This is a genomic window from Paraburkholderia phytofirmans PsJN, from assembly GCF_000020125.1.
Lineage (GTDB): Bacteria > Pseudomonadota > Gammaproteobacteria > Burkholderiales > Burkholderiaceae > Paraburkholderia > Paraburkholderia phytofirmans.
The window spans coordinates 1343624-1358295 of the sequence record NC_010681.1; the positions used below are offsets into that span (position 1 = coordinate 1343624).

Genomic DNA, 14672 nt, shown 5'->3' on the forward strand with positions numbered 1-14672 from the left:
GGCAGTTCCGACTCATCGCTGTCTTCTCCAAATCTCCATGTCGCTTTACACCATTACCGGGGCCCAACTGGCGTTCGGTCACGTCGCGTTGCTCGATCACGCGGATTTCTCTCTCGAAGCGGGCGAACGCGTCGGCCTGATCGGCCGCAACGGCGCGGGCAAGTCGTCGCTGCTGAAGATCGTTGCCGATCTGAGCAAGCCTGACGACGGCCTCGTCACGCGTCAGCAGGGCCTGACTTCGGTCTACGTGCCGCAGGAGCCGGAGTTCGACACGGACGACACGGTGTTCGAGGCGGTCGCTGCCGGCCTCACGCACGCCCGCGCGCTGCTGGACGAATACGACGCGGTCGCCAACCAGCTCGCCGACGAGCCGGAGGGCGCGGAGCACGACGCGCTGATGTCGCGCATGAACACGCTGCAATCGTCGCTGGACCATTCGGACGCCTGGAACTGGAGCACGCGCGTGGCTACCACGCTGCAACAGATCGGCCTGAACGGCGAGGCGCGCGTGGGCTCGCTGTCGGGTGGCATGCAAAAGCGCGTCGCGCTGGCGCGCGCGCTGGTCGTACAGCCCGACGTCCTGCTGCTCGACGAGCCGACCAATCACCTCGATTTCGACGGCATCCGCTGGCTCGAAGACCTGCTGGTCTCGCTGCGCGCGGGCCTGCTCTTCATTACCCACGATCGCGCGTTTCTCGATCGCGTCGCCACGCGCATCGTCGAACTGGATCGCGGGCGTCTGCTTTCGTATCCGGGCAATTTCAGCGCTTATCAGACGCGCAAGGCGCAGCAGCTCGAAATCGAGCAAGTGGAAGCCGCCAAGTTCGACAAACTGCTCGCGCAGGAAGAAGTGTGGATCCGCAAAGGCGTCGAGGCTCGCCGCACGCGCAGCGTCGGCCGGATCGCGCGGCTCGTGGAGATGCGCAACGAGCGCGCGGAACGCCGCAACGTGCTGGGCAACGTCAAGCTCGACGTCGGCCAAGGTGAAAAGTCCGGCAAGATCGTCGCCGAACTGACCGACGTGACCAAGCGCTACGGCGCGCGCACGGTGGTCGACAACTTCACGGCCACGGTCATGCGCGGCGACAAGATCGGCTTTGTCGGTCCGAACGGCGCGGGCAAGACCACGCTGCTCAAGATGATCCTCGGCGAATTGGCGCCGGACGAAGGCACGGTGCGCATCGGCACGAATCTGCAGGTCGCGTATTTCGACCAGATGCGCGCGCAGCTCGATCTGGAAAAGAGCCTGGCCGACACCATCAGCCCCGGCAGCGAATGGGTCGAAGTCAATGGCCAGAAGAAGCACGTCATGAGCTACCTCGGCGACTTCCTGTTCGCGCCGGAACGCGCGCGTTCGCCGGTCAAGTCGCTCTCCGGCGGCGAGCGTAACCGCCTGCTGCTGGCGCGTCTGTTCGCACGTCCGGCCAATGTGCTGGTGCTCGACGAGCCGACCAACGACCTCGACATCCCCACGCTCGAACTGCTCGAAGAACTGCTCACGGAATACGACGGCACGGTGCTGCTGGTCAGCCACGATCGCGCGTTCCTCGACAACGTCGCGACCTCGGTGATCGCGTCCGAAGGCGGCGGCAAGTGGCGCGAGTATGTCGGCGGCTTTACCGATTGGCAGATCCAGCGCGACCGTTCGCAGCAAATGGCGCTGGACGCGCAGAAGGAAGCCGGCAAGGACGCGGGCAAAGATGCGGGCAAAGACGCAGCGGCCAAAGACAGTGCGGCGGGCCGCAATACGCAACGCGCCGCTAAGCTGTCGTTCAAGGAGCAGCGTGAACTGGAGGCGCTGCCGGAAAAGATCGCCGCGCTCGAAGCCGAGCAGAAGACGATTGGCGCGCAACTCGAAGACGGCTCGGTGTTCGCCAAAGATGCGCAGGAAGGCACGCGTTTGACGGAGCGCTATGCCGCGATCGACGAAGAACTGCTGCTCGCACTGGAACGCTGGGACGAACTGGAAAACCGGCGCAAATGAGGCGTGCGCGTGGCGCCGGAACCGGCTGCGCCACCGCCGTCCCTTATCCGGACGGCCAATCCTTCGCGTCGTGAATTGCCGCCCGGGTCGAAATCAGTAAAATACCCCGCGAACAGGCTTCCCCGGCGTTCGCATCAGCGTCGATGTTGCCCCGCGCGGCGCGATTGATGGGCAGGCTTCGAGCCGCCGTCGAGCGCGCTGACGGGAAGCCATGCGACAAAACAGCTTGCCCGCACTGCGGGCACCCCACCTAACCCCGTTGTTTCGTTTCGCTTTTTTTGAAAACTCAACGCATTGTCCACAGACCTGTGAACAGGACCTGTGGACAACGATGAACCGACGCATCCGAGTCAACCATGTCTACGAAAAAGCCAAACGCCGCGTATAGCGAAGCGTCGATCAAGGTGTTGAAGGGCCTGGAGCCGGTCAAGCAACGGCCCGGGATGTACACCCGCACCGAGAATCCGCTGCACATCATTCAGGAAGTCATCGACAACGCGTCGGACGAAGCCCTCGGCGGCTACGGCCGGCAAATCACCGTGACCCTGCACGCGGACCATTCGGTCTCCGTCGAAGACGACGGCCGCGGCATTCCGTTCGGCCTGCATCCGGAAGAAGGCGTGCCGGTCGTGGAAATCGTGTTCACGCGCCTGCACGCGGGCGGCAAGTTCGATAAAGCCGCCGGCGGCGCGTACACGTTCTCGGGCGGCTTGCACGGCGTCGGCGTGTCCGTCACCAACGCGCTGTCCACGCGCCTCGACGTCACCGTGTGGCGCGACGGCAAGATCGCCGAACTGAGTTTCGCCAATGGCGACGTCGCCAAGGAACTCGAAGTGCGGCCCGCCGCGAAGGGCGACAAGAAATCCGGCACGCGCGTCACCGCGTGGGCCAATCCGAAATACTTCGATTCGCCGAACCTGCCGCTAGGCGAACTGCAACGTCTGCTGCGCTCGAAAGCGGTGTTGCTGCCGGGCGTCGAAGTCACGCTGATCAACGAGAAAACCGGCGAACAGCAAACCTGGAAATACGAAGACGGTCTGCGCGGTTATCTGCTCGAAGGCATGAACGGCAGCGATCTGCTGATTCCGCTGTTCGAGGGCGAGCGCTACGCCGAAAACTCGCGCGCGAGCGAAGAGACCTTTGCCGAAGGCGAGGGCGCGGCGTGGGTCGTCGCGTGGAGCGAGGAAGGCACGCTCATGCGCGAGTCGTATGTGAACCTGATTCCGACGCCCGCGGGCGGCACGCATGAGTCCGGCTTGCGCGACGGTCTATATCAAGCTGTGAAGAGCTTCGTCGAGTTGCATAACCTGCAGCCGAAGGGCGTCAAACTTTTGGCGGAAGACGTGTTCGCGCGCGTCTCGTTCGTGCTGTCGGCGAAGGTGCTCGATCCGCAATTCCAAGGGCAGATCAAGGAACGGTTGAATAGCCGCGACGCGGTCAAACTGGTGTCGTCGTTCGCGCGGCCGGCGCTGGAATTGTGGCTGAATCAGCACGTCGAGCTCGGCAAAAAACTCGCCGACCTCGTCATCAAGCAGGCGCAGGCGCGCACGCGTGCCGGGCAAAAGGTCGAGAAGCGCAAGAGCTCGGGCGTCGCGGTGTTGCCGGGCAAGCTGACCGATTGCGAATCGACGGAAATCGGCCGCAACGAATTGTTCCTCGTCGAGGGCGATTCGGCGGGCGGCTCCGCGAAGATGGGCCGCGACAAGGAATATCAGGCCATCCTGCCGCTGCGCGGCAAGGTGCTGAACACGTGGGAAACCGAGCGTGACCGCCTGTTCGCCAACAATGAGGTGCACGACATCTCGGTGGCGATCGGCGTCGATCCGCACAGCCCGGACGACAAGGTCGATCTCTCGAACCTGCGCTACGGCAAGATCTGCATTCTGTCGGACGCGGACGTCGACGGCTCGCACATTCAGGTTCTGCTGCTCACGCTGTTCTTCAAGCATTTCCCGCAATTGATCGAACGCGGACACGTGTGCGTGGCGCGTCCGCCGCTGTTCCGGGTCGACGCGCCCGCGCGCGGCAAGAAGCCGGCGCAGAAGCTCTACGCACTGGACGAAGGCGAACTCGAAGCGATTCTCGACAAGCTGCGCAAGGACGGCGTGCGCGACACGCAGTGGTCGATCAGCCGCTTCAAAGGCCTCGGCGAAATGAGCGCGGAACAGTTGTGGGACACCACGATGAACCCCGACACGCGGCGCTTGAGTCCGGTGGCGCTCGGCGCACTCGACTACGACGCCACGGTCGCGCGCATGACGATGCTCATGGGCAAGGGCGAAGCGGCGTCGCGCCGCAGCTGGCTGGAAGAAAAGGGCAACGAAGTGGAAGCGGATATCTGAGCGAGCGCTTTTGTGGGCACGGTTGCCTGCGCTCTGACTTCGCACGAAAACTTCACGCCAAACACGGATACGGAATCTAGATGGACGACGATAACACTCTCGACCTTTTCACCGAGCCGCCGCCCCCCGAAGGCGACTTTCTCACGCTCGGCAATTACGCGGAACGCGCGTATCTCGACTATGCGGTGAGCGTGGTCAAGGGCCGCGCGCTGCCGGATGTGTGCGACGGCCAGAAGCCGGTGCAGCGCCGCATCCTGTTCGCGATGAACGACATGGGTCTGTCCGACAACGCGAAGCCGGTCAAGTCGGCGCGCGTGGTGGGCGACGTGCTCGGTAAGTATCACCCGCACGGCGACCAGTCCGCGTATGACGCGCTGGTGCGTCTCGCGCAAGACTTCTCGATGCGCTATCCGCTGATCGACGGTCAGGGCAACTTCGGTTCGCGCGACGGCGACGGCGCGGCGGCCATGCGCTACACGGAAGCGCGCCTCACGCCGATCGCGAAGCTGCTGCTCGATGAAATCAACCAGGGCACGGTCGATTTCATGCCCAACTACGACGGCTCTTCCGAGGAGCCGAGGCTGTTGCCCGCGCGCCTGCCGTTCGTGTTGCTGAACGGCGCATCGGGTATTGCGGTCGGATTGGCCACTGAAATTCCGTCGCACAATCTGCGCGAAGTCGCGGCCGCGACGGTCGCGATGATTCGCAATCCGAAGATCGAACACGCGGAGTTGATGCAGCACATCGCCGGGCCGGATTTTCCGGGCGGCGCGCAGATCATTTCGAGCGACGCCGAGATTTCCGCCGCGTACGAAAGCGGCCGGGGCAGTTTGAAGGTGCGGGCGCGCTGGAAGATCGAGGAACTCGCGCGTGGTCAGTGGCAACTGGTGATCACCGAATTGCCGCCGAACACGGCCGCGCAGAAGGTGCTCGAAGAAATCGAAGAGCAGACCAATCCGAAGATCAAGCTCGGCAAGAAGGCGCTCACGCCCGAACAACTGCAAACCAAGCAGACCATGCTGGCGTTGCTCGATGCCGTGCGCGACGAATCGGGCCGCGACGCGCCCGTGCGACTCGTGTTCGAGCCGAAGTCGAGCCGTATCGATCAAACCGATTTCGTCAACACGCTGCTCGCGTATACGAGCCTCGAATCGAATGCGTCGCTCAATATGGTCATGGTTGGCGGCGACGGCCGGCCGCGTCAGAAGGGCTTGAGCGAAATTCTGCACGAGTGGATCGCGTTCCGCTTCGCCACGGTGACGCGCCGCACGCGCCATCGTCTGAGCAAGGTCGACGACCGGATTCACATCCTCGAAGGCCGGATGATCGTCTTTTTAAATATCGACGAGGTCATCCGCATCATTCGCGAATCGGACGAACCGAAGGTCGCGTTGATGGCCGCGTTCGGCTTGTCCGACCGTCAGGCCGAAGACATTCTTGAAATCCGGCTGCGTCAGTTAGCGCGGCTCGAGAAGATCAAAATCGAGAAGGAACTGGCCGAACTCAGAGACGAGAAGGCCAAGCTGGAAGAACTGCTCGGCAGCGAATCGGCGATGAAGCGTCTGCTCATCAAGGAAATCGAAGGCGACGCCAAGCAGTACGGCGACGAACGCCGCACACTGATCCAGCAGGAAAAGCGCGCGACGTTCGAAGCGCGTGTGGTCGACGAACCGGTAACGGTCGTCGTGTCGCAAAAGGGTTGGGTGCGCGCGCTGAAGGGCCACGGGCTCGACGTGGCCGGTTTCACGTTCAAGGCCGGCGATGGGCTCTATGCGGCGTTCCAGTGCCGCACGCCGGACACGCTGGTCGCGTGGGGCAGCAACGGCCGTGTCTATTCGGTCGCAGTGGCGATGCTGCCGGGCGGCCGCGGTGACGGCGTGCCGGTCACGTCGCTGATCGAACTGGAGTCGGGCAGCCATCTGCTGCATTACTACGCGGCGTCCGCGGAGCAGGCCTTGCTGCTTGCTTCGAGCAACGGCTTTGGGTTCGTTGCGAAGGTCGGCGACATGGTGAGCCGCGTGAAGGCCGGCAAGTCGTTCATGACGATCGATGCCGGCGCCGCGCCGCTCAAGCCGATGCCGATGCTGCCGGACGCGACGCACATTGCGTGTCTTTCCTCCGGCGGACGTTTGCTGGTGTTCGGAATCGACGAGATGAAGACGCTCTCGGGCGGCGGCCGCGGTGTCACGCTGATGGCGCTCGACGACAAGGAAACTCTCGTACAGGCGCTCTCCATCAACAACGCGGGTGTCGTGTTGATCGGCACGCGCCGCGGCGGCCGTGTCGATGAAGAGAAGGTGAGTGGCGCGGCGCTCGCGCCGCATATCGGCAAGCGCGCGCGCAAGGGCCGCGCGCCTGAGAGCAAGATGAAGCTCGAAGGCATGCGTCCGGTGCTGGCCGCTTAACGAAGCTTGACGTTGGAGCGTGGCAAGCGTCTGCTAGCATATGAGACGCTTGTTTTGCACGGTTCGTGCGCGGTTCGTGCGTAGTGAGAGTACAAAACCGGGGAGCAGCATGGCCATTACGATGGACACGCTGCGATAACAACTACAAAAACGGCGCGAAAGCCACGGGTGTCATGGAACTGCGTGCATAGCGCGTGGTCGAATGCGCTCAATAGCCGCTTGCTCATAGCACTCGTTATAAGCGGCGTGGCGTCGTCGGGAGAGGAAAACAACATGAACAAGGCTATCGAACTCGCGCTCTTTCTCCATTTGCTCGCGGTTGCTGTGTGGGTAGGTGGGATGGTGTTCGCGCATTTCTGTCTGCGCCCGGCCATTGCCGATCTCTCGCCGCAATTACGCTTGCCGTTGTGGGAATCGGTGTTCGGCCGTTTCTTCAACTGGGTCGCGGCCTCGGTGCTGGTGATTCTCCTCACCGGCGGCTTCCTGCTGATGCAATTCGGCGGCGGTCATGCCACCTGGCCGCTGCATGCCATGGCCGGCCTCGGCATCGTGATGATGCTGATCTTCGGGCATATCCGCTTTGCCGTATTCCCGCGCATCCGCCGCGCGGTGCAGGCGCAAAAATGGCCGGATGGCGCGCGCGCCGTCGGCACGATCCGACGTCTGGTGCTGATCAATATCGTGCTCGGCGTGGTGACGATCGGCGTCGCGGTGCTGTCGCGCGGTTTCTGAGATTTTGCAATTGCCCGTTTGAAAACCGATGGCCGCGTGGTGACACCGCCGCGCGGCGCACGCATTGAAGGCTCGTGATCATTGAGCGAAGCCTCGCTGTCGTCTAGATCAGCGCGCCATAAGCGAGCCACAGTCCGCACACCACGGCTACCGTCCCGTACACCACGTACACCGGCACCTTCAGCTTGGCGAAGCACATGGCGGAGAACAGCGCGGTCAACAGATAGATCGGTTTGAACGGCACATGGGCTGCAATGCGCAGCACGGCCACCGCAAGAAACGCGGTGGTGACGGCGCGCAGGATCCGCATGCCGTGCTCGAAGCGCGGATTGGCCTTCAACTGATGCAGATGCCGCTGCGCCAGCACGACGAGGCATCCGGACGGCACGAACAGCGCGAGCGTGGCAATCAGCGCGCCCACCCAGCCATCCACCAGATAGCCGAAGAACGGCACCACGTTCAACAGCGGTCCGGGCGATAGCGGCGACAGCGAAAACGCCAGCGTGAAGTCGTTATCGGAGACGCCGATCGCCGGCGTAACGAATAGCGTCTTGAGCACCGGCAACGCCGAGAAGCCGCCGCCGAACAACGTCATGCCGGCGCCCGCAAGCCGCGGCCACAACAGCGCCAGCTCATAGCGATGCGGCAACGGCATCGCGAACAACGCGAGAAAGATGGACAGAGCGCTCAGCATCTGCCAGTCGCCGCGCGCGAACGAGACGATGACGCGCGAATCGCGCACCGGGCTCACGAACCAGCCGGTGCCGAAGGCCGCTCCAAGCATGACGACATAAGCGGCCGGGCTGCGCGCATAGAACAGCGCGATGCAACCCAGCGCCGCCGCCATCCATTCGAGTTTGCCGCGCACCAGCGCACGCGTCTGTTTATACCAGGTGATCGCGATCAGGGTGGCCAGCACGACGCTGAAGTGATTGAGCAAGGTTGGCGAGGCGGCGGAACGCACGAACGGCGTGCGGTAGAAGATCGCGAACAGCGTCATCAGCATGAAGAAGGGCAGGACGCTGGCAATGCCCGCGACCCAGGCGCCGGCGCGTCCGCGCAGCGCATGCCCGAGTTGCACGGCGACGTTGCAGCCAACCGGGCCGGGCACCATCCAGGCGAGCGCGATCAGATCGGAGAAAGCGACGCGCGAGAGACGTCCTTCACGCTCGACATAATGGTTTTCAAGTTGCGCCATGAGCGCGAGGCCGCCCCATGACAACGCGGACAGGCCGAATACGACCCGGAACAGCGTCCATAGCGGTTCCCGCTCGCCTCGTCTGGCAGCATTCTGGCTCGTGATCATCTGCATGGCGCCAAACGCGCCCGGTACACGGGCGCTAGTCCTTTGAGATCATCGTTTAGTGGTCTGCGCGGCGGCCGGCGGCATCGCGCTGTGATGCGGTACAGCGAGAATGTAGCCGGTTTTGCGGCGCTACGGGAGATGACCTGTAACGACCCGCAACGGGCGCCGCGCTCAGGGGTTGGTGCTGGATACGCTGCTGGTGCTGTCCGCTTCGTGCGCGATGCGGCGGCCCGTCATGCCGCACACGCCGAAGCGTTCCAGCAGCGCCGGAATCGCCTCCACCGGCACGGGACGCGAGAATAGAAAGCCCTGCGCCTCGATATGGCCGAGCGCGGCGAGCCATGCAATCTGCTCTTCGGTCTCCGTGCCTTCGACCACCACCGTGAGCCCGAGCGAGCGCGCCAGATTGACGATCGCGGTGACCATCACGCAGACGCTGCGGTCGCCCGGAATTGCCTGGATGAACGAACGGTCCACCTTCAACGTGTCCACCGAGAAGCGGTTCAGATAGGACAGCGACGAATAGCCGGTACCGAAATCGTCAAGCGCGATGCGCACGCCGAGGCGCTTCAACGCGAAGATCTTTTCCGAGACCAGTTCGGGATATTCCATCATCGCCGTTTCGGTGATTTCGAGTTCGAGGCGGCGCGCGGAGATGCCGCTTTCCTCGATGGCGTGCGAGATCGTTTCGTACAGGTCGCCACGCCAGAATTGCACCGCCGAGATGTTCACCGCGAGCGACAGCGTGTCGTAGCCCTGTTGCTGCCACAGCGCGAGTTGACGGCAGGCGGTCTCGATCACGAAGTCGCCGATCGGCACGATCAAGCCGGTCGATTCCGCAACCGGAATGAACTCGTTCGCCGGAATCAAACCGTGCTGCGGATGATTCCAGCGTACCAATGCCTCGAAGCCGGTAATGCAGCGGCGCGTCAGATCGATCTTCGGCTGATAGGTGAGGAACAGTTGGCCTTCGGCGAGCGCCACGCGCAACTGCTGTTCCCACTTCATCAAATGATCCGCGCGATGCGACAGCTGCGGCGAGTAGAACTGGTAGCAGTTCTTGCCCGCGTCTTTCGCGCTGTACATGGCGAGGTCGGCTTTTTTCAGCAGGTCGATCTCGCTTTCGTTGGCGACCGAGTAGAGCGCGATGCCGATGCTCGCATGCAGCACGAACGAACTGCCGCGCACTTCGAACGGCTTGGCGAACGCTTCGGCCGCGGCTTCGGCGAGCGCGACGGCGCGCTTCTCGACATCGTCGCCCTTGATCACGACGACGAACTCGTCGCCGCCGATGCGGCTCAGCGCGCCGCCTTCGCCGACCGCGGCGGCGAGCCGCGAGGCCGTCATTTGCAGCACGATGTCGCCGGCATTGTGGCCGAGCGTGTCGTTGACGGTCTTGAAGTTGTCGAGGTCGATAAAGAGAATCGCGAGGCGGCCGAGGTTGTTCTGCTGCGCCACGTCGTGCCGCAAGGTCTGCAGCGTCGCGTAGCGATTACGCAGACCGGTGAGCAGATCGTATTCGACCAGGTGCGTCATCTCGCGCTCGCGGCCGAGCAGCTTGCCGATCAGGCCGGTCGCCACGGCGAAGAAACTCAGCATGGCGAGCGAGATGAAACCCGCCATCATCAGATAGACGTTGCGCGTGTGGTTGTAGTCGGCGAATTCTTCGGCTTGCGAGAGACCCACGAGCACGCCGAGCGGATAGCCGTCGATATGCCGGTACGACACGATGCGCGTGACGTTGTCGATCGAATCGATATAGGTGCCCGACACGTGCTCCGAAGTCGGATACGAACCGCTTGCCGAGAACACGCCGTTGGCGGTCTCGGTGCTGCCGGTGCGCCGCGCGAGCACGGTGCCGTTGTCCGAGATCACCGCGATCACGCCTTCGCGGCCGATCGCCGCGTTGTTGTAGAAGTCGGTGGTGAAGTAGCTGGGATCTTCGGAGACCACCACGACGCCCGCGAACGAGCCGTCCGGATGATTCAGACGCCGCGTCATCTGCAAGGTCCAGTGGCCGGACACGCGGCCGAGCACGGGCTTGCTGATATATAGCTGGTCGTCGTTCTCGTGTTCGTGGACCTTGAAGTGTTCGCGGTCGGACAGATCGATACGCTTGGGGTTGAGTTCGGCCGTGTTGGCGACCAACGTGCCGTGTTCGTCGATCAACGACACTTGCACCAATGTCTCGCTTTGCACGACGCCTTTTTCCACCGTGCTCGCAAGATCGAAATGATTCGGCGTTTTCTCGAACTCGAATTTGACGAAGCGGGTAATCTGATCGACCTGGTGAATCGCCTTGACGGTGTGCTGCTCCAGCGCCGCGGAAAGAATTGCAGCAGAGGCCATGGCCTCGCGATAGGTCGCTTCTTTCTCGACTGACAGACGCGCGAAGATCACTGTCCAAAGCAGGATCAGGACCAATACGCCCAGCGCGGGAATGACGAGCAACGCGCGTCGGCGCGACACTGCGGGGTCGCGCCGGGGTTTGGCATCGCGCTGGTCGGAGAAGCGGGATTGACTCATCGGGCGGCCCGTGCCTGGGTGCCGGCCGGTTGCAAACGAGCGAGCGTCGACTGCGCTGATTTCATGAGTGGCTGCATGGTGACCAAGGTGCCGGAACTGCTGCGCAGAAGAAATAAGCGTGGCGCCGTGCCTGACCATCCGCAGGTCATCGGGTACGTCTTGATATTACTTAATGCCACTGGATTAAGGAAGAGGCCGGGCATCGGGTATACGAGGGCGCGGCAAGATGCCCGTTGCGATGAATTTGGCATCCTGTGCAGCCGCTTTTGAGGCCGCCGCATCGCGGTCATAGTCGGGTATTTCATCGGGAATCGGCGGCGAGGCGCGCCAGCATTCAGGTGTGCCAGGCCTTTAACAGGCCTCTTCCGATGCAAGGCGCATTCAATAGTGCAAACGATGCGGCGTTTTGTGGTCAAGCGCGGCCACGCAGGGCGAACCCTATGCCGCTCCCGATCGCGAGCCCGACGCATGAGCGAGGCAAGGGGCGTGCCGGTCAGGGCAAGCGAAACGTGCCGTCGACAATCGTCACCGACGGGCCGCCAATCCATGTCTTGCCGCGTGCGTCGTCGTAGTGCACGGAGACGCGGCCGGCTCGGCCCAGCGCGGTGCCTTGACGGGCTGAATAGTGCGTGCCCGGGCGCAATTGCTGGGCGCTCAGAAGGCCTGCAAGCGCGGCATTGGCGCTGCCCGTGACCGGATCTTCACCGACGCCGAAAATGCCGCCGGCCATCAGGCAGCGCACCTCGAAGGTGGCCGGGCCACCGGCCTCGTGCGGACCGTAAACAGCGAGGCCGTGCGTGCCCACCGAATGCACGAGGTCGGCGAGCGCGGCGGCGTCGGGTGCTAAGGCGAGGCATTCACGCGCCGAATTGACGCGCACCACGAGCCACGGCGCACCATTGTCGACCGCGCAGGGCGTCGCGCTGAAATCGATGGCGTCGCTACGTAAAGCCGTAGAGAGTGCCGCGTAGCGATCCTCGGCAAGCGGCGTGACGCGGGCGGGCGGCGCGGCGAAGGCCCATGCGCCGTCTGCTCCCGGCAGCGCCTCGAGTTCGACGAGTCCCACGCCGCATTGCTGCACGAGCTTGCCGGCCTGCTTCGGCTGATAACCGCTTTCGAGCAACGCGTGCGCGGTGCCGAGCGTTGGATGACCCGCGAACGGCATTTCGCCATGCGTGCTGAAGATGCGCACGCGATAGTCGGCGGCCGGGTCGGTCGGCTTCAACAGGAACGTCGTTTCGGACAGGTTGGTCCAGTGAGCGATGGCCTGCATCTGTGTCGCATCGAGTGCGTCGGCATCGAACACGACGGCAAGCGGATTGCCTTTGAACGGCACCGCCGTGAATACGTCGACTTGTTTGAAACGGACAGTGTGGGCGGGCATCGGGCGCGGTCCAGCGAATCAAACGGATGGATAGGGTTGGCGGATTCTATCCGTTGACGACATAACGATCTACCTTTGCACAAATGCAAAACGCGCCGCGGGTGGCTGACACCTCGCGACGCGTTCCTGTCTCGCTGCGCCGGACGAACCGGCGGCTTCGACTGCGTTACTGCTCTATTGCGTTACTCGACTTCGGCGATCATCTCGATCTCGACGCACGCGCCGAGCGGAATCTGCGCAACGCCGAATGCCGAACGCGCATGCTTGCCGCGTTCGCCGAACACGTCGGCGACCAGTTCGGACGCGCCGTTGGTGACCAGATGCTGCTCGGTGAACTCGAGCGTCGAGTTGACGAGACTCATCAGCTTGACGATGCGCGTGACGCGGTTCAGATCGCCCACATGCGCGTGCAGCGTGGCGAGCAGGTCGATGGCGATCGAGCGTGCGGCGGCTTTGCCTTCCTCGGTGGTGAGGGTGGCGCCGAGCTTGCCGGTCCACACCTTGCCGTCCTTCTTGGCAATGTGTCCGGAGAGATACACCGTGTTGCCGCTTTGCGCGCTCATCACATACGCGGCAGCCGGCGCGCCGGCGGTCGGCAGTTCGATGCCCAGTTCCTTGAGCTTGTCGTACACATTCGTTTGAGCCATGGTGTGTCCTTGATCAGTAGTGGAATTCGGTGGATGCGGTCAGGCGAAATCATGTAGACCGCGCGCATGAAACATACAACCAGCGCGCGGCAGATCTCAGATCTTCGCGCGGATCAGCGCGCCGAGACGCGACACGCCTTCGTCGATCCTGGCCGGCGGCACCGTCACGAACGACAGCCGCAGCGTGTTGTGTTGCGCTTCGTTCGCGAAGAACGGACCGCCCGGCACGAACGCGACGTTCTGCGCAACCGCTTCTTCCAGCAGCTTCATGCTGTCGATCTGCGCGGGCAGATTCACCCACACGAACATGCCGCCTTCCGGGCGATTCCAGCTTACGCCTTCGGGCATGTAGCGTTCGAGCGAAGCCAGCATGGCCGCGCATTGATCGCGATACAGTTCGCGAATAGTCGGCACGTGCGTGTCGAGGAAGCCGTCCTTGATCACTTCGTACACGATGCGCTGCGTGAAGCTCGGCGTGTGCAGATCGGTCGCTTGCTTGGCCTGCACGAGTTTGAAAATCAACTCTTCGGGCGCGATGATGTAGCCGACCCGCAGGCCCGGCGCCAGCACCTTCGAGAACGAACCGAGATGGACGATGTGGTCCGGCGCCATCGAGAGCATGGTGGGCAGCGGCTCGCCGGCGTAGTCGAGCGCGCCGTACGGGTCGTCTTCGATCACCGGGAACGGCGCGGTCTTCGCGAACGCGGCGAGCGCGCGGCGGCGTTCGATCGGCAAGCGGCGGCCCGTCGGATTCTGGAAATTCGGCTGCGCGTACAAGAGGCGGGCGCCGGCCGTCAGCTCGGGCGTGAGGCCTTCGGGGACGAGGCCGTGTTCGTCGGTCGGCACTTGCACGTAACGCGGCTCGTACATGGAGAACGATTGCAGCGCGCCGAGGTAGGTCGGCGTTTCGACCAGCACCGGGCTGTCCGGGCACACCAGCACCTTGCCGAGCAGGTCGAGCGCCTGTTGCGAGCCGGTGGTGATCAGCACCTGAGTCGGACGGATCTGCGCGCCGTTCACCGAATAGCGCTTCGCGATCCATTCACGCAGCGGCAGGAAACCTTCGGTTGCGCTGTATTGCAGAGCCGCGGCGGGTTCGTCGCGCAGAATGCGGTCCGACGCGGCGCGCATGCGTTCGGCCGGGAACGTGGCCGGCGAGGGCAGGCCGCCCGCGAACGAAATGACTTCGGGCCGCTCCGTGACCTTCAGAATCTCGCGAATTGCCGAGCTCGTGAGCTTGCGTGCGCGTTCGGACAATTGCCACGTGGGGGCTTTCAGGTCGCTTTGGTCCATGGTCTCCTCTGCTGGTACTGGAACCGGTCAAAACTTCGATTATCGCGCGAGTC

9 protein-coding genes are annotated in these 14672 nt (G+C 63.3%); 4 read left to right on the forward strand and 5 right to left on the reverse strand.

The features are described from left to right. Positions 1-37: 37 nt before the first annotated feature. The 4 genes from BPHYT_RS05925 (at position 38) to BPHYT_RS05940 (ending at position 7463) form a co-directional block, all read left to right on the forward strand. Positions 38-1984 carry an ATP-binding cassette domain-containing protein gene (locus tag BPHYT_RS05925; protein WP_012432240.1) on the forward strand — a complete coding sequence of 649 codons (1947 nt, stop codon included), beginning with the start codon at positions 38-40 and terminating at the stop codon, positions 1982-1984. A gap of 356 nt (positions 1985-2340) precedes the next feature. Beyond that, a complete protein-coding gene (locus BPHYT_RS05930; RefSeq protein ID WP_012432241.1) occupies positions 2341-4326 on the forward strand; it encodes a DNA topoisomerase IV subunit B in 1986 nt (661 codons plus the stop codon). Between the two features lie 80 nt (positions 4327-4406). Beyond that, positions 4407-6731, forward strand: coding sequence for a DNA topoisomerase IV subunit A (gene parC, locus BPHYT_RS05935; RefSeq protein ID WP_012432242.1), 2325 nt, complete (start codon positions 4407-4409; stop codon positions 6729-6731). A gap of 273 nt (positions 6732-7004) precedes the next feature. Beyond that, entirely contained in the window at positions 7005-7463 is a 459-nt protein-coding gene (locus tag BPHYT_RS05940; RefSeq protein ID WP_012432243.1) for a CopD family protein, read from the forward strand. 103 nt (positions 7464-7566) lie between these two features. Here BPHYT_RS05940 and BPHYT_RS05945 read toward each other — a convergent pair whose 3' ends face one another. From BPHYT_RS05945 to BPHYT_RS05965, 5 genes are all read right to left on the reverse strand, one after another. Beyond that, positions 7567-8775, reverse strand: coding sequence for a chromate transporter (locus BPHYT_RS05945; RefSeq protein WP_012432244.1), 1209 nt, complete (start codon positions 8773-8775; stop codon positions 7567-7569). A 165-nt stretch (positions 8776-8940) separates the two neighbouring features. Beyond that, the gene (locus tag BPHYT_RS05950; RefSeq protein ID WP_012432245.1) at positions 8941-11295 is read right to left on the reverse strand and encodes a bifunctional diguanylate cyclase/phosphodiesterase; all 2355 of its coding nucleotides are present in this window, start codon (positions 11293-11295) and stop codon (positions 8941-8943) included. 493 nt (positions 11296-11788) lie between these two features. After that, on the reverse strand, positions 11789-12679 hold the full coding sequence (locus tag BPHYT_RS05955; protein ID WP_012432247.1) for a PhzF family phenazine biosynthesis protein: 891 nt from the start codon (positions 12677-12679) through the stop codon (positions 11789-11791). A 182-nt stretch (positions 12680-12861) separates the two neighbouring features. Continuing rightward, on the reverse strand, positions 12862-13326 hold the full coding sequence (locus BPHYT_RS05960; RefSeq protein ID WP_012432248.1) for a RidA family protein: 465 nt from the start codon (positions 13324-13326) through the stop codon (positions 12862-12864). A 96-nt stretch (positions 13327-13422) separates the two neighbouring features. Continuing rightward, positions 13423-14619, reverse strand: coding sequence for an aminotransferase-like domain-containing protein (locus BPHYT_RS05965; protein ID WP_012432249.1), 1197 nt, complete (start codon positions 14617-14619; stop codon positions 13423-13425). Positions 14620-14672: the final 53 nt, after the last annotated feature.

Bases quoted from the DNA above. Each gene is read 5' to 3' on its own strand.
- BPHYT_RS05945 (WP_012432244.1), bottom strand. From the start codon at position 8,775: ATGCAGATGATCACGAGCCAGAATGCTGCCAGACGAGGCGAGCGGGAA.
- parC (WP_012432242.1), top strand. From the start codon at position 4,407: ATGGACGACGATAACACTCTCGACCTTTTCACCGAGCCGCCGCCCCCC.
- BPHYT_RS05940 (WP_012432243.1), top strand. From the start codon at position 7,005: ATGAACAAGGCTATCGAACTCGCGCTCTTTCTCCATTTGCTCGCGGTT.
- BPHYT_RS05955 (WP_012432247.1), bottom strand. From the start codon at position 12,679: ATGCCCGCCCACACTGTCCGTTTCAAACAAGTCGACGTATTCACGGCG.
- BPHYT_RS05925 (WP_012432240.1), top strand. From the start codon at position 38: ATGTCGCTTTACACCATTACCGGGGCCCAACTGGCGTTCGGTCACGTC.
- BPHYT_RS05930 (WP_012432241.1), top strand. From the start codon at position 2,341: ATGTCTACGAAAAAGCCAAACGCCGCGTATAGCGAAGCGTCGATCAAG.
- BPHYT_RS05950 (WP_012432245.1), bottom strand. From the start codon at position 11,295: ATGAGTCAATCCCGCTTCTCCGACCAGCGCGATGCCAAACCCCGGCGC.
- BPHYT_RS05965 (WP_012432249.1), bottom strand. From the start codon at position 14,619: ATGGACCAAAGCGACCTGAAAGCCCCCACGTGGCAATTGTCCGAACGC.
- BPHYT_RS05960 (WP_012432248.1), bottom strand. From the start codon at position 13,326: ATGGCTCAAACGAATGTGTACGACAAGCTCAAGGAACTGGGCATCGAA.